The organism is Mesorhizobium sp. GW821-FHT04C10, from assembly GCF_059420305.1.
The window spans coordinates 3,322,362-3,341,055 of the sequence record NZ_JBWKTL010000001.1 but is presented as its reverse complement, the minus strand read 5'-3'; the positions used below and the strand labels follow the sequence as shown (position 1 = coordinate 3,341,055).

Sequence of the window (18,694 nt, the reverse complement as noted above, 5' to 3'; positions counted from 1 at the left end):
GTTGGGCGCCGGGCCGGCCGGCGCAGCCGGCTGGAGTGATCAGCCGTTCCCGGGCTGGGGTGGCGGAAGCTGCCCGCCCTGGTCGGGCGGACCTCCAGGTGCGGCTGCATCATTCGGCGGGCCGCCCCAGGGGCCGGGGGGTGGTCCGTGGGGGCGTTCCGCCGAAGCGAGGATTTCGAGCTGTTCGGGCGTAAGCTTGGCGCGCAGCGCGGCGATCGCATCCTTGAGCTTGGCGGCCGAAGCCGCGCGCGCCGTGATGTCGTCGGCCAGCCTTTCCTGGAAGGCGAAGGCATCGGGCTTGCCGCCCGGAGCCGCATCGGGTCCCTTCGCCTCGGCTTCGCCGGGGCCGCGATCAGGCCGGGGTGGCGAAAGCACCGCCTGCAGCGCACTGGTATAGTCGCGCCAGGCGTCGAGCTGCTCGCTGCGGATGCCGACGCGCGTCTCAAGCGCCGCCAGCCGGGTGGCCAGCATGAATTCCGGCGGCGGTCCCATGCGGCGGGGACCAAAGCCTTCAGGGCCATGCGGACCCCAACCCTGCGGGCCCCAGCCTTGCGGACCCCAGCCTGGCGGACCGTGCCGCACCGGGCCATGCGGGCCAAAGCCCTGCGGTCCGGGCATCGGGCCGTCCTGCATGGCCATGGCGGGCGGCGGCTCGCCGGGAGCGGGGCCGACATCGGGCTGCGCCGCCAGCGCGGGATGAATCGCGGCGACGGAAAACAGGCCGAGCGCAAGAAGTCTGCTTCGCATGATTGTGTTCCTTTCTCTCATGCATCGGACGGCCATGAGGATAGGAAGCCTGTTTGTCCGCTTCGCGTCGGCATGTTGCCGAAGGTTTCCGCAAAGCGGCGATTTGTTTCCCAATGTTTCCCGCCCCCGGCCAGAAACATTGCGTTGCAATTTTCCATGCCGCCGGCGCGCGCGCTCCCTATAATCAGCCTCGAGCCCCAATAATCACGGGCGAGGGCACGCATCATGCAGTCACAACCCCATATCCTCGTCGTGGACGACGACCGCGAGATCAGGACGCTTCTCGGCCGCTACCTCGACGGCCAGGGCTTTCGCGTCTCGGTGGCCGCCGACCGGCGCGAATGCGAGCAGAAGCTGGCCTCCGGCCAGTTCGACCTCGTCGTGCTCGACGTCATGCTGCCGGACGGCTCGGGCCTCGACATCTGCCGGGGCTTGCGGGACCGCAAGCCCCACGTCCCGGTCATCCTGCTGACGGCGCTGAAGGAGGATGTCGACCGCATCATCGGACTGGAACTCGGCGCCGACGACTATCTCGGCAAGCCCTTCAACCCGCGCGAGCTCACCGCCCGCATCCGCGCCGTGCTGCGGCGCGCCGCACCGGAGGAAGCGCCCGCTCCCCGCGCCCGCGTCTACCGCTTCGCCAGCTACCGGCTGGAACCCGACACCCGCAAGGTGACGGACACGCAAGGCGCGAACATCGATCTCACCGGCGCCGAGTTCGACCTGTTGCAGGTGTTCCTCGACCGCCCCGGCCGGCTTCTGTCGCGCGACCAGCTGCTTGATCTCACGCAGGGTCGCGAGCGCGACCCGCTCGAACGCTCGGTCGACGTGCTGATGAGCCGGCTGCGCCGCAAATTCTCCGACACCGGCGAAGGGCCGCTGTTCAAGACCGTGCGCAACGGCGGCTATCAGCTCACCGCCCGTGTCGAGACGGTGGAGGCGCAGGCGTGAACTCGCTGCGCCGCCGCCTCATCCTGCTTTTGGTCATTTCGATCGTCGGCGTCGTCGGCCTGGCGACCGCCGCCGTCATCAGCGTGCGCGGCGGCGGGCCGCCGCCGGAGCTGACCGTGCCCTGGATCGCCCAGCAGATGGAACTCGTGGCGCGGCTGCTGCCGGGGCCGATACCGGATGTGCTGCGGGTGCAATTCTCAGACCATCCGGCCGCCGGCAAGGTCGCCCGCGCGGAAACGGAGATGCTCAACGACATCCTGCAACGCCGCGGCCTCGACCTCCTGGCGATCATCAGCGAAAAGCCCGGTGAACCCGGCCAGACCGCCTCGGTGCAACTGCCCGACAGGCGCTGGGCGATCATGGACGTGCCGCACCTCAAGCCGCCAGGGCGCGAATGGCTGGTGCTCGCCGGCTGGATCTCGCTGATCGTCGCCGGCGCCACCGCCGTCTCGGTCTATTTCACCTCGGTGCTGATCCGGCCGCTGGAAATGCTGGAAGCCGCCGTTTCCAAGATCGGCAGCGATGGTGTGCTGGCAGCGGTGCCGGAAGTGGGTTCGGCCGAGGTCAAGGCGACGGCCCATGCGCTGAACCAGCTGTCGTCGCGGCTGAGAGTGGCCATGGAAAGCCGCATGCGCCTCGTCGCCGCCGCCGGCCACGACCTGCGCACGCCGATGACGCGCATGCGGCTGCGCGCCGAATTCCTCGACGAGGAACGCGACAAATGGCTTCACGACCTCGACGAGCTCGACCGCATCGCCGACAGCGCCATCCGCCTGGTGCGCGAGGAGGTGAACCAGGATGCCGTCGAGCCGCTCGACCTGGAAAGGATGGTGCGCGACATCTCGGCCGAAATGGTCACGCTCGGCCATCACGTCTCGATCGGCCATCTGGACAAGGTTTCGGTGCGCGCCGGCGCGCTCGGCCTGCGCCGGGCGCTGCGCAACCTGATCGTCAACGCCGCCACGCACGGCAAGGCCTGCGGCATCGACCTCGCGCTCGCCGACAGGCGTGCGGTGCTGACCATTTCCGACAACGGCCCGGGCATTCCACCGGACCTCATCAACAAGGCCTTCGAGCCCTTCTTCCGCGTCGACCCCGGCCGCCAGCAATTCATTCCGGGCGCGGGGCTGGGCCTGGCCATCGCCAAGGAAATCATCGAGCGCTACGGCGGGACGGTGACGCTGGAGAACCGCGAGGGCGGCGGGCTGGCGCAGACGGTGGTGTTCAAGGCTGTGTGAGGGGTGCGGCGCAGCCCCCCACCCGATCCGCCTTGCGGATCGACCTCCCCCAAGGGCAGGGCAATCGCATATGAGTTTTTACGAAGAGGACCCCCACCCTAACCCTCCCCACAAGGGGGAGGGAACGCTGCCGCGCGCTACGCTCTGGCGTCGAAACTTCTAAAGTTTGCCGAGTTCAGCGCCGGCGCGAGTCTCCCTCCCCCTTGTGGGGAGGGGTTAGGGGTGGGGGTACGTGCCGGGCAAACCTTCGGGAAATTTCATGTGCGATTGCCCTGCCCCCAAGGGGGAGGGTGAAAAGTCATCCCGCGATCGCCATCGGCACAGCGCTCTTGTTGGGGATCTGGATATCGATCTCCAGCGTCGACATGGTCTCGCCGCGATCCATCGAGACCTGCAGGTAATCCTGGTCGATCTGCACGTGCTTGGCGATGACGGCCATGATCTCCTCGCGCAGGATGGAGACCAGGTCGGGCTGGCTGCGGTTGCGGCGCTCATAGGCGAGCAGCACCTGCAGCCGCTCGCGCGCCACCGGCGCGCTGGAGCGCCGACGGAAAAGGTCGAACACGTTCATGCCGCCCTCCTTCCCAACAGCCGGTCGAGGAAGCCTTTGCGCTCGAAGGGAACGACGACCGGCAGGTCCTCGCCTTCCAGCCGCCTTGCGGCGTCGAGATAAGCCTTGGCCGCGGTGTTGAGCGGCTCCGACAGCGTTACCGGCGCGCCGAGGTTGGAGGCGCGCAGCACATCCTGGCTCTCGGGGATGATGCCGAGCAGCGGCACCGACAGGATTTCGAGCACATCGTCGATGCTGAGCATTTCACCCCGCGCGGCCCGCGCCGCGTCATAGCGGGTGACCAGCACGTGCTTGGCGATCTGCTCGCCCTGTTCGGCGCGCATGGTGCGGGCGTCGAGCAGGCCGATGATGCGGTCGGAATCGCGCACCGACGACACTTCCGGATTGGTGACGATGACCGCCTCGTCGGCAAAGCGCATGGCGAGTTGCGCGCCGCGCTCGATGCCGGCCGGGCTGTCGCAGAACACGTAGTCGAACACCGAGCGCAGCTTGTCGATGACTTCGCCGACGCCCTCTTCCGTCAGCGCGTCCTTGTCGCGCGTCTGCGAGGCCGGCAGCAGGAACAGCGTCTCGACCCGCTTGTCGCGGATCAGCGCCTGCGACAGCTTTGCCGTGCCCTGGATGACGTTGACGAGGTCGAACACGACGCGGCGTTCGGCGCCCATGATCAGGTCGAGATTCCGCAGGCCGACGTCGAAATCGACCAGGGCCACCTTCTTGCCGGTCTTGGCCACGGCGGCACCGAGCGCCGCCGTCGAGGTGGTCTTGCCGACGCCCCCCTTGCCCGAAGTGACCACCACTACCTTGCCCATGAAAAATGCCTCCGTTGTTATTCGTTTATTTCCGGGCCGGCGTGCCGGCCTGTCGTCGGCCGTACCGGCCTGTTTTCTCAGTCGACCGCCCTGACGGCCGTTCTCAACTCAGCGTCTCGACCCGCAGCTTGTCGCCGTCGAGGAAGGCCTGCACCGGCTTGCCGCGCGAAACCCCTTCCATCTCCTCGGCGGTGATGTACCAGCCGTCGACGGACAGAAGCTCGGCCTCGTTGCGGCGGCAGAAGATGCGCGCGCTCGTGTTGCCCAGCGCACCCGCCGAAGCGCGCCCGCGCAGCGTGCCGTAGACATGGATCGAGCCGGCGGCGACGATCTCCGAACCGGACGCGACCGAGCCGAGCACGATGACATCGCCATGCGGATGCATGATCGCCTGGCCGGACCGGATCGGCGCCTTGATCATCAGCGTGCCCGAATCATAATGCGAAACCTGCGGCTCGCTCTCGCCCGCCTTGCTTGCGCCAGCCTTGCCCTCGCCAATCTTGCCGCTGTCGGCCTTGCCGTTGTCCGCCTTGCCCTTGCCGGCGCTGCCTTCGGGCTGCTCGGCCTTGTCGGAAACCTCCGCCCTCGCCTTGTCGGCGCCCTTGCGGCCAGGCAGCAGCCCATCCGTCGTCGCCTCCTTGGCGCCGACCAGCAAGGGTGGCAGGTCAGGCCCGAGCGAAGCCCCTTCAAGCTCGATGGCATAGATGCGGATGCCGCGCGTCCCCAGCTCCGCCACAAGTGCCGCGATCTCGCCCGCCTCGGGCTTCAGCGTGTTCAGATCGAGCAGCACCGGCCGCCCGGCAAAATAGCCCGGCGAATTGCCGATCCAGTGATCCAGCCCCTGCAACCATTCCGAAAGCGGCGCCTCGGGCGTCAATGTGAAAGCGACGAAAGAACGGGCACGAAAGCGAATGGATTTGGCCTCGAGGGGAGCGGCAAAGGTCACGGCTGGCGAATCCTTACTGAGAGGTAAACGCTAGCGAGATAATGGTTAACGAATGGTTAACGAGGGGTGGGGTTGGCGCTAGCGCATTTCAACGCACCCGAGAGCACCTGCCGCTAAGCCTGCTGCTGGAGGCAAACTACTTGATCTCGATCAAATGTCTGCGGACGTCCCAACGACCCTTTTCGAATTCCAACTGAATATCTCCAACGTCGGATTTCGGCCCGCCTATGCGGGGACTGATAGACGATAGGTAATCCTCCACCTTGTCCCGAGTTGGTTCACTTGTGAAAAGTAAACTAACATCGTCGCCCAGGCCTACCGTGGCCAGCAAAAAATCATGAAACACGTCTGATGGCCGCGTCCTATCATGATACGCATGCGAGAGCAGAAGAAAGGATGGGGCAGTCTGCTCAGGATACTTAGCATCCGCGAGCACACGATAAAAATGCGCGTTGCTGCCTGCATGGTGAGCGACTTGAATGACATGCAAAGGCAAAAGCGCCTCAATCAGCGGTTGATAGTATGTAGAGCTTCGCTCACTCTTAAAATCGACACAGCCTGCATCTCCAGATACCAATATTCCCTGCTTTGCATAAGCAAATCGACCGATATAGCTCAGTTGGTTGCTGGGGGTAATGGACCTGATCTCGCCGGTGAAGGTGAGGGCGATCTTGGCTAATTCGATGACAGGAAGCCGGTCGCGGTGCTTGCGCACAAGGGATTTTGACGGGCCCAAAAGAGCAAACCGCAATCCATCGGTGCCGGGTGGACTGAGCACAAAACGCTTGCTGCTGTTGTTCCATCGGTAATGGCGCGGCATGCCATCATCAATTATCTCAGTACGAATGGGCAAAGACCCGGCTCGTCGGCTAACGGCCTGGACGACTTCAAAGAGTGAGCTTCCATTGATAGCTTCTTTGGCGGTTCGAATCCGCAGATTCCCGAGCGAAGCTGCTTGTGCCTCCACCACGGCGGTGGATCTCGGACGTAGCGTGGTGTCTACTAGGTTGTCAGTCGACAATTCATCCCACCACCACCAAGAAGGATGACCGCTCGATAGGTCTGAGAGCATCTTCTCGACTCGGGCATCTGGCTCGATTTCGCCTTCGAGTCCGTGGTCATGAGAATCGTCATGTCCGTTCTCTGGCAATTGTTCGCGAAAGAACTGTTCGCGTTCATTCGGATCAACCCAGATCCGGTTGTCGAGCGGTGATGATTCGCCATATCCTAGGAGCCGTCTTTCGAGGTCGGCGAGCAATTCAACGTCAGATCGCTTTGCATCAAGATACTGACGCAACGCGTTCTTGCCGCCATCCCCTTTGAACTGGTGTGCGAGCAGTGAGTTCGGATCTATCGACGTGTCCACGGCATATCGCAACTTGTCATTAGCCACTGGAGGCAGCCAGATTTCGCCTATAGCAATTGAAGAGTCATCAATGATTGGGACTAGGCCACGCAGGTGATCTTCGTCATAGTGTGTGCCGATAATCAGATCGATGCGCCGCTCTTGCCAGCCATCCATAAGACCAAGTAGCTTCTTGTACACGTGATCCTGAGTATAGCCCCGAGCTTGCTTGCTGACCCCAGCGTCTGCAAGCACTCTTACGATTCCATCAGACGTGCTGAATTGTAGGAGCATAGCGGCTCCAAGCTGGACCTCAAACGTATCGATCTGAATCGTCGCCATATTTTTCCTCTACTTCAATGATATTATTGAAGATAATATTCTTTCAACACAACTCATTCATCTCAATTAATATTAACAAATCTTCCTTAAGTACAAACTAGACACTATACTTCATAGACAGATTTGGCAATGCGTCCTCAATCTAAGATGACCCACGGCACTCGATCCGAACCGTTACATGCTGAGCCAAACTGGCCAAGTCCGTAATCGGCAGTTCCTTCGTTGCTTGGCCATTTGCCTCGTACTCAATAGCGCTAGCCTGTAGGAAGTTCTCCAAAACCGACGATTTGATAGCGAAATTCACATTCTGAGGAATGTCGTCGGTTACGTTGGCCACGGCTATGGCATTCAGCTTTGCGACAACGACACCCATAAGCCGACCATGGCTGTCCAAGACGGGGCCACCGCTATTGCCCGGTTGGACCGGGGCGGAAATTTGCAGCATGCCGGGATCATCTCGAAGCCCAGACAAAGCAGCCAGATTACCAACTGTAAGGTTTCCATGGTCCGAAAGCGTGCCGGTGAGCGGAAAGCCAAACACCACGACGCTTTCGCCCAGTTTGACAGGATCACCGCCTCTGAACGCGACCGACGCGCTATCTTTGAGGCCATCCGATTGAAGCAACGCAAGATCGCTGAACTCGGACACCTTGATGGTCTTGGCCGCGATCTTGTTCCCTTGCTGGTCTATGATCCCAATTGAGCTGCACCCCTTCGCGACATGGGCGTTCGTGACCACATGCCCCTTGTGATCGACCACAAACCCGGAGCCTGTGGAAACTACATCCGACTTCGGCGCCTGCTTGTCGGATACATCTGGGGCCGGCTGGCTCGGCACTTCCTGAGACGCCACAACTGGGGCCGCCCCCCCCGGCTGTGAGGGCTGGGCTTTGCCATAAAGATTCAAACGATAGGCTATGTAATAGATTGCCGGTCGGTCGAACGGCGCGTTTGGAATGTGAAGTACGTCCGAGTACTGACGATAGGCCTTAACGGTCGTGCCGCCCGCGATGCCATCCTCATCGCCAGCACTGAAGCCACGTTTGTTAAGTTCTCTCTGGAGACGTTTTATAAAGTCTGTACCTCCAATAAACGGCGTCGGCTTGGGCGTTTTCTTCCGCCAACTCTTCGCGATTTTTACCGATTTCCGCACCTGCTCCGGCAAAAGCATCGCCTGAAGTTCAATCCTTTGCTTCACAACTCCGTCACGTATCTCGCCGGCTTCGACCGTCTTGAGGGCAAGCGTTTGCATGACATAAGCGCTTTGGAAGTTCCCGGTCACGCGGTAGAGCAATCCTAGATAATATTGTGAAGGGCCATCGCCGAAATCAGACGCTCTCGTGAAGTAGAACTTGGACTTCTCCAAATCGACCGGGACACCCCACCCGAGAGCGTAGGCTCGACCAAGCTGCCGCAGCGCGAGCGCATTGTCCTGAGATGCCGCTCTCTCCCAATAATGGATCGCCAGGGCATCATCCTTCTGCACCCCAGTTCCTGACGAGTACTGGTCCCCAACTGTCGACAGAGCGAGAGTGTCACCCTGGAATGCGGCCATCCTGTACCAGCCGAGAGCGGCCGAGGCATCCTCCTTGAGGCCAAACATTCCAGCCGAAAGCGCAAGACCCATCCAAGTTTGGGCGTTCGGATTTCCGTCGAGTGCAGCACGGAGGCATGATGACATCGACGGCGGTTTGTCTTGGGTGAGAGACTCGGTCACGCACATGTCAAATTCGGCTGACGGATGACCTGCCGCTGCAGCCTCTGCCCTCATGGCTTCGGCCTCGGCGTTACCCTTTGGGTTCATGCTGGCCAAGTAGTTTGCGTAAAGATATTTTGCGTCAACGTTGCCGGAAGTGGCATCGGATGCGATGAGGCCGATCTCTTCTTTCGACAAGCGGTTATAGAAATCTTGTTCGCTATCTGCTCGAGCGTTTGCGGCAGATGACAGCAACACGCTCAGACAGATGGAAACGAATGAAACTAACTTTGACACAATCAACTGACCCGGCCCAGTATGAGATTAGGGTCGCATACAAATTGGGTCAACTCAAATAGAGTAGCCCAGTCGGTCGGGCTACTTGAGCAGCGGTTTGGGAATGTCAGACTGCTATAATGCCCCCTCACCGCCGCTTGAAATACTGCACCTCCCGCTCATGCTTCTCCGCCGCCTCCCGCATCTCGAACGTCCCCAAATTCCGCCGTTTCCCGGTCTTCTCATCCTTCATGCGGGAATAGAGCCGGTATTTTCCGTCCTTGAGTTTGCGGATCATCTCGCTCTCCCCAGTTAGGATTAGGCGCGCTTGGCCTTAAGGCTGCGGGCGGCTTGCTCGATATCCGCGCGGGTGCCCGGGCGATCGATCAGCGCCTGCGCCTCATCGCCTGACAGGCCGGTGCGCACGGCCAATTCCTCGAACTCCAGCACGCCGGTGCTGGCGATTTCGCGGGTTTGCGGCAGCGCGTCGTCGGCCGTCAGCGGAAGTGCTGCTTCCCGGTCGATCTCCATCGCGGCCCAGTGGCCCTCGCGAGAAGCGGGCACCCGACACCAAAGTGAACGCGTGCCTCGGCATCCGTGCCGCTGCGCTGGTGAAAAAAATTGAAATGCGGTGTCGGATCAGCGGGTGGTCAACCGTCTTACAGCAGGCGCCTGGACTGACATCTCGACAACCAAAGGAATGATCGATGAGCAAGAAGATTTTCGTGAGCCTGCCGGTGACCAACGTAAGGGCATCCATGGCGTTCTATGAAGCTCTCGGGTTCAAGAACAATCCCAGCTTTACCAGTGAGACGGCCGCGGGGATGGTGTGGAGCGACGACATCAATTTCATGCTGCTCAGCCGTGAAAAATGGCAGACCATGACCACTCGCCCCATCCCGCCATCGACGTCCGGCGAGGTTATGCTGGCGCTGTCCCTGGACAGCCGCGAGGCGGTCGATGCGATGGCCACGGCTGCTGCCGCGAACGGTGGCGTCGCCGACATCAATCCGATCGAAGATCATGGGTTCATGTATACCCGCGACCTCGCTGATCCCGATGGCCATGCCGTGGGCGCGATGTGGATGGACGTTTCCGCGATGCCTTCCGGCGACAAGGCGGACTGACATGTTACTCGATCGGCCTCAGGACCTGAGGCTATCTATGCGATGTCCAGCATGACCCGCTTGTCGCCGTCGGCGCGTCGTCCGCCGTCGGCGGCAGGGCGGCTTCCTTGTCGGCCGGATCGGCAAGCGCCACTCGAGAGCCAGGGCAATATCTGGCGATGCCCGTTACGAGCGGACAGCAACCGTTGGCGCCACAGATGAGATCGTCCCACGCTTGCGATTTCTTCGGCCTTGGCCGAAACCTTCGGGGGTATCGCGTCAAGGAATTCAGGGCACTTTTATGCGGCTTTGTCGCTCGGTTGCCACCGGGTCAAGAGCAGTTCGCGGGCCCGCACGAGACGCGACATCACGGTGCCGAGTGGTACTCCAACCACTTCCGCGATTTCACGGTAGGACATACCGATAAGCTCGCGCATCACCATGGCTTCACGCAAAGGCGCGGGTAACGAATAGACAAGCTGCCGGATGGCCGCGTCTTCCTGTCGGTCGAGCACCTGGGGGGAGTCTGGCTGCGGTGGCGGCTTTTGCCAAAAGTGGGGTGCGCTCGCGTGTTCGCCATCGGCCGGATCAACCGGCGTCTCTTGTGGACCACGCCGGGCGAATTCAGAATAGCAAAGGTTCCTGAGAATGGAGAGCAACCACGGCCTGATGGCGCCGCCAGGCCGGCTTTCGAAGTGATGCAGAGCACACCGATAGCATTCCTGCACAACATCCTCCGCGTCCGCGCGATTTCTAAGCAGGAAATAAGCAAGCCTGTAGGCATCATCGAGGCAAGGCAGGGTTGCGTCTCGAAACCGGCGCGCGCGCTCTTCGCCAGCCTTGTCATGGCCAGTCCTGTCATGGGTCGTCATAGCGTATCGTCTCGCGGATAGCTTTACCTGAAACCGGCGGAGTGGTAACAAGCGGCCCGACCGCAGTCGTGGACTATCGCGCCAAGCGTGTGGACTGGGGTGACATGCGCCTGCCTGAGAAAAGACGATTGGCGCTCGTTTAAAACTCGGATAATTCACCTTTCACGGTACGGGTCATGCGCCAAGCGCAGCCGCCAAATCGCCTTTCGATCTTTCACCACGGCCTCGCCAAGGGATCAGCCTACGAAGCGTGGCGTGAAGGCATTTGCCGCGGGTTTTGCCGGCTCGACGTCGGACCCGCCGAAGACGACTACATCGATTGCCACAATGAGTTCGTGTTGCTCGACGCGATCGCCATCGCCACGCCGAAAGGCCGATCGGCGCGTTTTGCACGGACACGCGACCTGCTGGTTGATGGCTGCGACGATCTGGTACTGATCTCCGCCACGCGCGGCAAGGTAAGCGTGACCCAGGGAAGCAACACCATCGATCTGACGGCGGGACAAATGTGCCTGACCGAAATGAACATTGACGGCGCCGTGGACCTGAAACAGACCGGCGGATTTACAACCACAAGGTTCCCGAGACGTCTGCTTTTGCAGGTCGCGCCGTCGGCGGAGACGCAACTGGCGCGGACGCTTGGACATGATCGGGCCTTGGGCGCCATGATCGACCGTTATTCAGCGCTCTGTAGCGAAATCGGTGGAGAGCTCGATCCGTCCGGCCAGAAGGCGGCGGCGCACCACCTGGCGGATCTGGTCGGTCACTTCATCGGGACAAGTGCCGAGCGGAAGAACCTGGCCGGGCAACGCGATGGTTCGATCGCACGGTTGAACCTGATGAAAGCCGACGTTCTCAAAAGTCTGGACAAGAGTCATCTGACCATCGAGACCGTCGCCAAGGCGAACAGCCTCAGCCCGCGACAAGCGCAGCGCATGTTCGCGTCCTCGGGCACCACGTTCACGGAATTTGTTCTCGAGCAGCGGCTGCTGTTTGCTCGCCAGTTACTGCTTCGTGAGTCCGCTCGTCATCGCAAGATCAGCGATATCGCCTTTACGGTCGGCTTCAACGACCTGTCGTACTTTCACAGGTCATTCAAACGGAGGTTTGGCGTCACGCCTTCGGATATCCAAATGGAACCGGGCCCGGCGCAGTAGCTCAATACCGTCGCCCAAACGACGCCCTGCCGATCGGCTGTCTCGCCCCGTGGAGTTCGAGAACGCAGCCATGCTAGCGTGCACGTCCATCGAGCCGTCTGAAGCTCGGACCTGAGGGGCAAGTCATGTTGGATCAATGGACTGATTTCTTCGTCATGGTGGGCGGCGGCGCGGCGGGGCTTGCCGGGTTGATCTTCGTCGCGATCTCGATCAATCCCGAACGCATTGTCCGCAACACGACGCACAAGAACCGGGCAATCAACATGCTGTCGGGCTTCAGCGCGATTTTCATGGCATGCAGCCTTGCGCTTCTCGGAGGTCAATACCTTCCGGCGCTCGGCTTCGAATGGCTTTTTCTTTGGGGCGTAGCAACATTCATATTCGTCAGAGGGTATGTCGTCGCCATCATGGCGGGGATGAGTTCGATTGGGTTGACCGGGCCCCGGCTGGCGGGGGGCACGATCTGTTACCTGGCCGAGGTTGCAGGCGCGATCTTCCTTATTCTCGGGCGCGGCGTGGGCCTTTACATCGCGGCCCTTGGAACCATCGTCCTATTCGCCTTCCTGATTTCAGGCGCATGGCTGCTCATCATCGGCATCTACGAAGAGCCGACCGAGGGATGAGTTGCGGCACTGCAGAGGCAAGCCTCAATGGCGTTTGAAATACTGCACCTCCTTCTCATGCTTCTCCGCCGCTTCCCGCGTCTCGAACGTCCCCAGATTCCGCCTCTTCCCCGTCTTCTCGTCCTTCTTGCGGGAATAAAGCCGGTATTTGCCGTCCTTGAGTTTGCGGATCATCTCGCTCTCCCTCGCTAGGATCGATCAGGATCTCCTTTTGGCCTTCAGGCCGAGCGCTGCCTGCTCGATCGCGGCGCGGTCGGTGCCCAGGCGGTCGATCAGGGCCTGCGCCTCGTCGCCCGATATGCCGGTGCGCACGGCCAGTTGCTCGACCTCCAGCACGTCGGTGCTGGCGATTTCGCGGGTTTGCGGCAGGGCATCATCGGCTGTCAGCGGCAGGGCTGCTTCCCTGTCGATCTCCATTTCGGCCTGGTGCCAGTGCCGCTCATGGTCGCCATGGGCGCCGCCTTCGCGTTGCCAGATGGCGTAGGCGCGGTCTCGGATCTTGTCGCTGCGGTCGTCGGTCATCGTCGTTCTCCCTTGGTGTTCGGGATGAACGCCGCGCCCGCACGAATGATCCAAAAATTTTGCGTGATCGCTGGCCGGGTGGAAATTGCTGGACGGCTGGGATGAAGCGAGGCGCCGGGCGGAGCCTTAGCGCAAAAATGATCCAGGCGGCGGGGCAAGCCCGCCGCCTGGATGCCGGCCGTTGTGGACGGCCTTGGTGTCAGTGGCCCCAGATGCCCTGGCCGGAATCGGCCGGCATGTCGAGGTGCGACTGTCCTGCCGCCGCGCTGTCGGTGATGCTGTGGGTGACGCGCGGGTCGACCGCCTTGGCGCCGGACATCATCGCATGGGTGGCCGGATAGCCGCCGGCGGCAGGGACGAAGTCCGAGCCGAAGTGGTCGCTGCCGGCAAAGGCCATGCCGGAGGCAAACAGCAGTGAGGCAATGGTCAATACGATCTTCTTCATTTCAGTTTTCCATCTTCTTGAAGTTGACATCTGGCCCCGACGCGCCGCCCGCCCGCGTTTCATGGGACCGTGTTTGCTGCTCTTCAGGCGAAACCGGCCAACCGCGACCCTCACTGGGTCTTGCGATGTCCGGCTGTCAGCGCACGACCGTGTCGGTTCGTTGTTGCGCTGTTGGCCGCTTCAATAAGGGCCTGGTGTTTGTGCGGGCGTGGTAGGCGGCGTGGTAAAACCCGCCGCCACAGTGGAATTTTGCGTGGAATGCGGCCGCGAGTGCCGCGCGCCCGGGCCGCAATCCTCCCCGCATGGCTCAAACCGGCAGCCGCACCTCCAACGAGAACTGGTTCTCCACGGCCAGCAACGCGTTGACCATTTCCTTGTCGCGCCGGCGCTTTTGCAGATAGCGGGCCAGCAGCCAGTCCAGCGACAGCGTGCCGGCGCCGACGGCGGCCAGCACGAACATGCCGCCCGATATGGCCAGGTCCTTTTCGAAATGCAGCAGCTCGTTCTGGCTGGCGAAATTGACGTGGAACAGCAAGGCCGTGGACAGGCAGAACAGGCCGAGCCCGATGCCGCCCAGCCGCGTCAGCAGGCCTGTCGCCACCGAGAGCCCTGCCCCCAGTTGCAGCGCGATGGTGGCGACGAACAGCGGCAGCCCGACGCCTTGCGCGGCCATCGCCTTGGCGGCGCCGTCGAAATGGGTGGCCAGCGTCACGCCCTCATGCAGGAAGATGAAGGACATGAGCAGGCGGCCGGCGAGCAGGGTCACGTCCCTGATGTGGTATTTCGTGGCGAGGCCGGTGAGCTTCGCGGCGATGTCATTGGGTGTCATGGTCAGCCTCCAATTTTTGGACACAGGCAAGCGCCGCCCCGCCGTGGGACGCGCGAAAAGCGGCGCCTGCCGGATGTGATGTTCGAAAAGGCCGGAGCCGGCTCGAGGGAGAGGCGCCGGCTCCGGCAATGGGCGCCAGCCACGAGCGCCCGAACTTGTGGTGGGGGACTGGAGCGGTCAGTCCCAGTCCCCCACGCCGGCCGCTTCGCGGCCACCTCTCCCCCGCCCCCGCGGAGGGAAAGGAAATGGGTCGCGGTTTTACTGCGTCACCTTGGTGTCGATGGCCTTTTGCAGGTCGGAAAGCTCGTCGCAGCCGGCGGGGCAGAGTTTCTGCAGCGAGGCCAGCTGCTCCTTGGCCTTGGCCATGTCGCCGGTCTCGACATAGAGCTCGCCCAGATATTCGCGGGCGGCCTTGTGGTCGGGCTTCAGCTCCAGCGCCTTGTTGTAATAGGTCAGCGCGGTGGTGAAGTCGCCGGTCTTGCGCAACGTAAAGCCGAGCAGGTTGTAGACGTCGGCCTGCTGGTTGTCCTGCGCGAGGTCGCGCAGATCGGCCAGCGCGCCCTTGTAGTCCTTGGCGGCGATCTTGGCCTGGACGGCGGTGAGGTCGGGCGCGTCGGCGCCCTCGATATCGTCCACCGCATAGGCCGGCATGATCGTCGCGACGGGAACCACGGTCAGCACGGCAATGGCGCCGAGCAGGCCGTAGAGGGCGTGCTTGCCCAGGTAGGATTGTTTCATTGTCTTTCTCGCTTGGTTTGAGTTGCCGTGCTCAAATCTGAACCGGTGTGAAGCCATAGGCATTGCCGTCTTTCACGAAGACGCCGGTGCCCGGGAACGGGAAGTGCGAACCGGAAATGCGGATGTTGTCCGCGATCACCCGGTCGATGATCTTGTGGCGCGTGGTGATGGCGGTGGGCCCGTCCTGGTCGTAGCTGCCCTGCCATTCCGGATGCGGCGCCAGAAGGGCGGGCACATACATGGTGTCGGCCGAGATCATCAGCTGTTCCTTGCCGGAATTGGCGAGGTAGACGGAATGTCCGGGCGTATGGCCGGGTGCGGCGATGATCTGGATGCCGGGCGCCACTTCCGCGCCGTCCTGAACCAGCTTCCAGTTCTTCCATTTCGGAAAATTTTCGGCGATGCGCTTGCCCGCCGGCTTGCGGCCCTCGGGCAGCTTGGCCAGCCGGCTCGGATCGGTCCACCAATTGTATTCGGTGGCGTTGACGATCAGCTCGGCATTGGGGAACACCGGCGTGTTGGTGCCCTTCTCCATCAGGCCCCAGACATGGTCGGGGTGGAAATGCGAGATCATGATGGTGTCGATCGCCTTGTAGTCGATGCCGGCGGCGGCCATGTTGGCCGGCAGATGCGTGGCATTGGCCTGCCACTGGCCGACGCCTGAGCCGGCATCCATCATGATGAGCTTGCCGCCCATCTTGAGCACGACGACGGTGAGCGGGATGGGCATGAAGTCGGTGGTCAGCCCCGCCTTGGCGAGCGCTGCCTTGGTCTCGTCGACCGAGACATCCTTGATGAAGGCCGGGTCGTGCGGCTTCTTCCAGATGCCGTCATAGATGGCGGTCACCTCGATATCGCCGACCGTGTATTTGTAGAAGCCGATGGTCGGCTCGACCAGCAGCTCCGCGAAAGCGGGACGCGTGAACTCGAGCTTGCCGGCAAGGCCGAAAGCGGCAGCGGCGGCGGCGGATTGAAGCACTGTGCGGCGTGTCATGCTGAACATTGTGGTCTCCTGTGGGTTGCAGTGGCGGCAAGAAATCGCGGAAGGTGTGACGGAGGGCCACGCCACATGGCCCTCCGTCCTGAGTGCGGACCGGGTCGGGACCTCGAGGAGGGGTCCCGCCCCCGAACTCAGTTGCCCGGCACAGGCGGGCCGACGAATTCGCCCGCATCAGTCTGGGGAGCGGTCTGGCTGGGACCGGTCGTCACCTTGGTGTCGACCTTGTTCTGGCGCGCCTTGTAGGGGATTGACGCGGTGGCGTTGCTGTCGACGGCGGCAAGCGGCTGGTTTGCCGTGTCGGCGTTGAAATGGTCGCTGCCGGCAAAGGCGCTGGTGGTGGCCAACAGAATGGCCACGGCGGTAAGAGCGAGGTTTTTCATGTCGATGATACCTGTTTGTTGAGAGACGGGTTGAAGGCCGGCGGTGCGCCTAGCGGCCCCAGAGGCTGTCGCGATCGTGCTGGGCGACGATGTCCTGAACCGAGGTCCGGTCCTGTCCGGTCCTGAGCTGTGCATCGGCGCCGTTCTGGGGTGCCGTGTAGGAGATCGAGGCCGTGACGGTGGTGTCGACGGAAGGCTGGTTGCCGCCTTCGAAATGGTCGCTGCCGGCAAAGGCAGCACTCGAGGCAAGCAACATCGCAGCCACGCTGAGAGCGAGCTTGGTCATTTCCAAAAATCCTTGTTTCGTTTCTTCGGGTCGCGGGCCGTATTGGCCCCGCTGTAGTGAAGACCCGGCGGGGCGGCGCTTTATTCCCGGAGGCGGTGAGATTTTTTTGAAAGAGATGATTTCAGGGGGACGCGGCCAAGCTAGGCACTTTCCGCCAGGACCATCGCATGGACGCACAAAGGCGCCGGCGCAGCGCGCCGACGCCTCCGATAATGCGCAGATCAGCGCCGCTTACGGGCAGGTCTTCTTGCCGCAGACCGCGATGCAGATCGCCTCGTTGGAGCAGGTGTAGGTCTTCTTGGAACTGGTGCCCGATGAAGCACCGCCGCTGGAGGCGGCGAGTTGTCCGGACGCGCCGAGGTCCAGCGCCTTCATGTCGCGATTGCTGGCGCTGATCTTGCCGCATGTCTCGCTGCCGCAGACAGCCCTGCAGATCGCCGGGTTCATGCATTTGTAGGCCGCGAAGACCTCGGTTGGAAGAAGGGCGCAGAAAACCGAGATGCCGAGAATCCACCTTTTCGCCGCACGCATTGTTGCCTCCTGTGGCCAGTTTTCCTGATGTCGCGGAGGCCCGGCCGCCCAGCCTCCGTTCCCGCGCGTGCCTCCGGCACCGCGTCCGCGGGTGCGACTATGCTGATGTGAGGCCATGGGCGTATCGCAGGGATGGCACAGGTGGATGGCACCGACGGAACAGCCGCCTCACTGCGCCAGGCCGGCGCGCACCTCGGAAGGCGTCATGCGATAACGCGACCGGAACTGCCGGTAGAAGGTCGACGGCTCGACCAGCCCCGCCTCGAAGGCGAGATCGGCGATCGGCCTTGCGGCGAAAAGCGGGCTGGCGAGCTGCCGGTGGATCCGCTCCAGCCGCCTTTGCATGACATAGTCGGAAAAGCCCTGCCCTTCCTCGGCGAAAAGACGCCTGATGTAGCGTGGGCTGAGCCCGAGGCCCCTTCCCGCCATCTCCGCCGACAGCCGAGCTCTGTGCAAGTTGTCCTCGATATAGCGCTTGATCGCCTCGATGCGCGCGGCGCGGACGCCGCGCCCGGCGATCACCTCGCCCACCTCGCGGCTGGTTCCGACCGCCGCGGCGAACAGATCGGCAATGTGCTGGGCGGCCAGAGGCGCCAGCTTGGGGCTCATCCCGCCGCGCGCCACCGCCGTGACATAGGCCAGGAGAAGGCGCGCCTCCGGCGTGCCGGGGTTGATCGCGTCGGGCCTGAGATCGCCGACATGGCGCACCAGCGGCTCGAGCGTCGACCTGTCGAAGCGGGCGCAGATGGTCCAGTCCCCGCCTGGCGCCCTGGCGCGCCAGCGTCCGTCCATCGGCATGATGCAGGGCGCGCCGGCCGGCGTCTCGACGGTTCCCTGGCCTGGCGTGTCGAAGCCCCAGCCGCCCGCGATCCAGGACACGACGAGATCGTCATTGGCGTCCTGCCGCAAGGCCGCCGTGCGTTCCCAGGCCATCGGCGAAACCTTGCCCTCGGCCACGCTCACGCCGGGCAATAGGAGGGTGGAGGCGCTCAGATGCAGCGCGCCGCGATCGAGCGGAGCAAGGTCCAGCCGCATGCAGATGCGGCCGTAGAATTCGCGCACGGCCGCTTCGCGCTCGCGGTCCGCGATCTCGTCCGTGGACAGGACGATGACATTGTCCTGGCTGGCCACCTGCGTCCGCCCCCCCGTTCTTCCAATTGGTTTTCGTGCGGGCGGCGGCGGCAATTCAAGGCCTGTGTGAACGCTCCGCGCAAATGTGGCGGCAGGCGCAAGGAATGTGGCCGTGGGCGCAAAAACTGGCATCGGATCGCTGGCTGGCGC

Annotated in this window: 23 protein-coding genes and 1 pseudogene; 5 read left to right on the top strand and 19 right to left on the bottom strand. The window is 62.6% G+C overall.

Translation table 11 applies throughout. The features are described from left to right. Nucleotides 1–39: 39 nt before the first annotated feature. Nucleotides 40–747 (bottom strand): hypothetical protein, encoded by a 708-nt coding sequence (locus tag AC07UC_RS16175; RefSeq protein WP_494906711.1) that lies wholly within the window; start codon nt 745–747, stop codon nt 40–42. 225 nt (nt 748–972) lie between these two features. On the opposite strand from AC07UC_RS16175, the gene AC07UC_RS16170 reads away from it, so the two are divergent. Then, entirely contained in the window at nt 973–1,698 is a 726-nt protein-coding gene (locus AC07UC_RS16170; protein WP_494906710.1) for a response regulator, read from the top strand. Then, nucleotides 1,695–2,936, top strand: a complete 1,242-nt coding sequence (locus AC07UC_RS16165) for an ATP-binding protein (RefSeq protein ID WP_494906709.1) — start codon at nt 1,695–1,697, stop codon at nt 2,934–2,936. Before AC07UC_RS16170 ends, AC07UC_RS16165 begins: the two co-directional genes overlap by 4 nt. Before the next feature lie 298 nt (nt 2,937–3,234). Here AC07UC_RS16165 and minE read toward each other — a convergent pair whose 3' ends face one another. The 7 genes and pseudogenes from minE to AC07UC_RS16130 form a co-directional block, all read right to left on the bottom strand. Then, a complete protein-coding gene (minE, locus tag AC07UC_RS16160; RefSeq protein ID WP_056571260.1) occupies nt 3,235–3,507 on the bottom strand; it encodes a cell division topological specificity factor MinE in 273 nt (90 codons plus the stop codon). After that, nucleotides 3,504–4,319, bottom strand: coding sequence for a septum site-determining protein MinD (gene minD / locus AC07UC_RS16155; RefSeq protein WP_056571258.1), 816 nt, complete (start codon nt 4,317–4,319; stop codon nt 3,504–3,506). Before minD ends, minE begins: the two co-directional genes overlap by 4 nt. A gap of 103 nt (nt 4,320–4,422) precedes the next feature. Beyond that, nucleotides 4,423–5,265, bottom strand: coding sequence for a septum site-determining protein MinC (gene minC / locus AC07UC_RS16150; protein WP_494906708.1), 843 nt, complete (start codon nt 5,263–5,265; stop codon nt 4,423–4,425). Nucleotides 5,266–5,401: 136 nt separating this feature from the next. Further along, nucleotides 5,402–6,952, bottom strand: a complete 1,551-nt coding sequence (locus AC07UC_RS16145) for a hypothetical protein (RefSeq protein ID WP_494906707.1) — start codon at nt 6,950–6,952, stop codon at nt 5,402–5,404. Between the two features lie 142 nt (nt 6,953–7,094). Further along, the gene (locus AC07UC_RS16140; RefSeq protein ID WP_494908944.1) at nt 7,095–8,945 is read right to left on the bottom strand and encodes a trypsin-like peptidase domain-containing protein; all 1,851 of its coding nucleotides are present in this window, start codon (nt 8,943–8,945) and stop codon (nt 7,095–7,097) included. 127 nt (nt 8,946–9,072) lie between these two features. Next, nucleotides 9,073–9,222, bottom strand: coding sequence for a hypothetical protein (locus tag AC07UC_RS16135; RefSeq protein ID WP_494906706.1), 150 nt, complete (start codon nt 9,220–9,222; stop codon nt 9,073–9,075). A 20-nt stretch (nt 9,223–9,242) separates the two neighbouring features. Next, a pseudogene (locus tag AC07UC_RS16130) lies at nt 9,243–9,473 on the bottom strand (DUF2934 domain-containing protein); the annotation flags it as partial. A gap of 158 nt (nt 9,474–9,631) precedes the next feature. Between AC07UC_RS16130 and AC07UC_RS16125 the strand changes: the two are divergent. Further along, entirely contained in the window at nt 9,632–10,051 is a 420-nt protein-coding gene (locus AC07UC_RS16125; RefSeq protein WP_494906705.1) for a VOC family protein, read from the top strand. A gap of 278 nt (nt 10,052–10,329) precedes the next feature. On the opposite strand, the gene AC07UC_RS16120 is transcribed toward AC07UC_RS16125, so the two are convergent. Next, entirely contained in the window at nt 10,330–10,902 is a 573-nt protein-coding gene (locus AC07UC_RS16120; protein WP_494906704.1) for a sigma-70 family RNA polymerase sigma factor, read from the bottom strand. A 176-nt stretch (nt 10,903–11,078) separates the two neighbouring features. Here AC07UC_RS16120 and AC07UC_RS16115 point away from each other — a divergent pair, with 176 nt between their 5' ends. Together AC07UC_RS16115 and AC07UC_RS16110 are read left to right on the top strand one after the other, a co-directional pair. Continuing rightward, a complete protein-coding gene (locus tag AC07UC_RS16115) occupies nt 11,079–12,059 on the top strand; it encodes an AraC family transcriptional regulator (RefSeq protein WP_494906703.1) in 981 nt (326 codons plus the stop codon). 125 nt (nt 12,060–12,184) lie between these two features. Then, nucleotides 12,185–12,682, top strand: coding sequence for a hypothetical protein (locus AC07UC_RS16110; RefSeq protein WP_494906702.1), 498 nt, complete (start codon nt 12,185–12,187; stop codon nt 12,680–12,682). Between the two features lie 24 nt (nt 12,683–12,706). Here the strand turns inward: AC07UC_RS16110 and AC07UC_RS16105 are convergent, their stop codons facing one another. The 10 genes from AC07UC_RS16105 to AC07UC_RS16060 form a co-directional block, all read right to left on the bottom strand. Next, nucleotides 12,707–12,856: a hypothetical protein gene (locus tag AC07UC_RS16105; RefSeq protein WP_140773983.1), complete on the bottom strand. Its 150-nt coding sequence runs from the start codon at nt 12,854–12,856 to the stop codon at nt 12,707–12,709. Nucleotides 12,857–12,880: 24 nt separating this feature from the next. Continuing rightward, nucleotides 12,881–13,204 (bottom strand): DUF2934 domain-containing protein, encoded by a 324-nt coding sequence (locus AC07UC_RS16100; protein WP_494906701.1) that lies wholly within the window; start codon nt 13,202–13,204, stop codon nt 12,881–12,883. 199 nt (nt 13,205–13,403) lie between these two features. After that, a complete protein-coding gene (locus AC07UC_RS16095; protein WP_494906700.1) occupies nt 13,404–13,649 on the bottom strand; it encodes a hypothetical protein in 246 nt (81 codons plus the stop codon). 307 nt (nt 13,650–13,956) lie between these two features. Beyond that, entirely contained in the window at nt 13,957–14,478 is a 522-nt protein-coding gene (locus AC07UC_RS16090; RefSeq protein WP_140773986.1) for a DoxX family protein, read from the bottom strand. 258 nt (nt 14,479–14,736) lie between these two features. After that, nucleotides 14,737–15,216, bottom strand: coding sequence for a tetratricopeptide repeat protein (locus AC07UC_RS16085; protein WP_140773987.1), 480 nt, complete (start codon nt 15,214–15,216; stop codon nt 14,737–14,739). A gap of 31 nt (nt 15,217–15,247) precedes the next feature. Beyond that, complete coding sequence (locus tag AC07UC_RS16080; protein ID WP_140773988.1) at nt 15,248–16,219, bottom strand: MBL fold metallo-hydrolase; 972 nt, start codon at nt 16,217–16,219, stop codon at nt 15,248–15,250. A gap of 128 nt (nt 16,220–16,347) precedes the next feature. Beyond that, the gene (locus AC07UC_RS16075) at nt 16,348–16,596 is read right to left on the bottom strand and encodes a DUF680 domain-containing protein (RefSeq protein WP_494906699.1); all 249 of its coding nucleotides are present in this window, start codon (nt 16,594–16,596) and stop codon (nt 16,348–16,350) included. A gap of 49 nt (nt 16,597–16,645) precedes the next feature. Then, complete coding sequence (locus AC07UC_RS16070; RefSeq protein WP_140773990.1) at nt 16,646–16,882, bottom strand: DUF680 domain-containing protein; 237 nt, start codon at nt 16,880–16,882, stop codon at nt 16,646–16,648. A 231-nt stretch (nt 16,883–17,113) separates the two neighbouring features. Beyond that, nucleotides 17,114–17,413, bottom strand: coding sequence for a hypothetical protein (locus AC07UC_RS16065; protein ID WP_140773991.1), 300 nt, complete (start codon nt 17,411–17,413; stop codon nt 17,114–17,116). Between the two features lie 168 nt (nt 17,414–17,581). Further along, complete coding sequence (locus AC07UC_RS16060) at nt 17,582–18,544, bottom strand: AraC family transcriptional regulator (protein ID WP_494906698.1); 963 nt, start codon at nt 18,542–18,544, stop codon at nt 17,582–17,584. Nucleotides 18,545–18,694: the final 150 nt, after the last annotated feature.

Excerpts from the sequence above, each read along its gene's own strand:
- AC07UC_RS16175 (WP_494906711.1), bottom strand. The coding sequence starts at position 747 with ATGCGAAGCAGACTTCTTGCGCTCGGCCTGTTTTCCGTCGCCGCGATT.
- AC07UC_RS16170 (WP_494906710.1), top strand. The coding sequence starts at position 973 with ATGCAGTCACAACCCCATATCCTCGTCGTGGACGACGACCGCGAGATC.
- minE (WP_056571260.1), bottom strand. The coding sequence starts at position 3,507 with ATGAACGTGTTCGACCTTTTCCGTCGGCGCTCCAGCGCGCCGGTGGCG.
- minD (WP_056571258.1), bottom strand. The coding sequence starts at position 4,319 with ATGGGCAAGGTAGTGGTGGTCACTTCGGGCAAGGGGGGCGTCGGCAAG.
- AC07UC_RS16145 (WP_494906707.1), bottom strand. The coding sequence starts at position 6,952 with ATGGCGACGATTCAGATCGATACGTTTGAGGTCCAGCTTGGAGCCGCT.
- AC07UC_RS16135 (WP_494906706.1), bottom strand. The coding sequence starts at position 9,222 with ATGATCCGCAAACTCAAGGACGGAAAATACCGGCTCTATTCCCGCATG.
- AC07UC_RS16125 (WP_494906705.1), top strand. The coding sequence starts at position 9,632 with ATGAGCAAGAAGATTTTCGTGAGCCTGCCGGTGACCAACGTAAGGGCA.
- AC07UC_RS16120 (WP_494906704.1), bottom strand. The coding sequence starts at position 10,902 with ATGACGACCCATGACAGGACTGGCCATGACAAGGCTGGCGAAGAGCGC.
- AC07UC_RS16115 (WP_494906703.1), top strand. The coding sequence starts at position 11,079 with ATGCGCCAAGCGCAGCCGCCAAATCGCCTTTCGATCTTTCACCACGGC.
- AC07UC_RS16110 (WP_494906702.1), top strand. The coding sequence starts at position 12,185 with ATGTTGGATCAATGGACTGATTTCTTCGTCATGGTGGGCGGCGGCGCG.
- AC07UC_RS16105 (WP_140773983.1), bottom strand. The coding sequence starts at position 12,856 with ATGATCCGCAAACTCAAGGACGGCAAATACCGGCTTTATTCCCGCAAG.
- AC07UC_RS16100 (WP_494906701.1), bottom strand. The coding sequence starts at position 13,204 with ATGACCGACGACCGCAGCGACAAGATCCGAGACCGCGCCTACGCCATC.
- AC07UC_RS16095 (WP_494906700.1), bottom strand. The coding sequence starts at position 13,649 with ATGAAGAAGATCGTATTGACCATTGCCTCACTGCTGTTTGCCTCCGGC.
- AC07UC_RS16090 (WP_140773986.1), bottom strand. The coding sequence starts at position 14,478 with ATGACACCCAATGACATCGCCGCGAAGCTCACCGGCCTCGCCACGAAA.
- AC07UC_RS16085 (WP_140773987.1), bottom strand. The coding sequence starts at position 15,216 with ATGAAACAATCCTACCTGGGCAAGCACGCCCTCTACGGCCTGCTCGGC.
- AC07UC_RS16080 (WP_140773988.1), bottom strand. The coding sequence starts at position 16,219 with ATGTTCAGCATGACACGCCGCACAGTGCTTCAATCCGCCGCCGCCGCT.
- AC07UC_RS16075 (WP_494906699.1), bottom strand. The coding sequence starts at position 16,596 with ATGAAAAACCTCGCTCTTACCGCCGTGGCCATTCTGTTGGCCACCACC.
- AC07UC_RS16070 (WP_140773990.1), bottom strand. The coding sequence starts at position 16,882 with ATGACCAAGCTCGCTCTCAGCGTGGCTGCGATGTTGCTTGCCTCGAGT.
- AC07UC_RS16065 (WP_140773991.1), bottom strand. The coding sequence starts at position 17,413 with ATGCGTGCGGCGAAAAGGTGGATTCTCGGCATCTCGGTTTTCTGCGCC.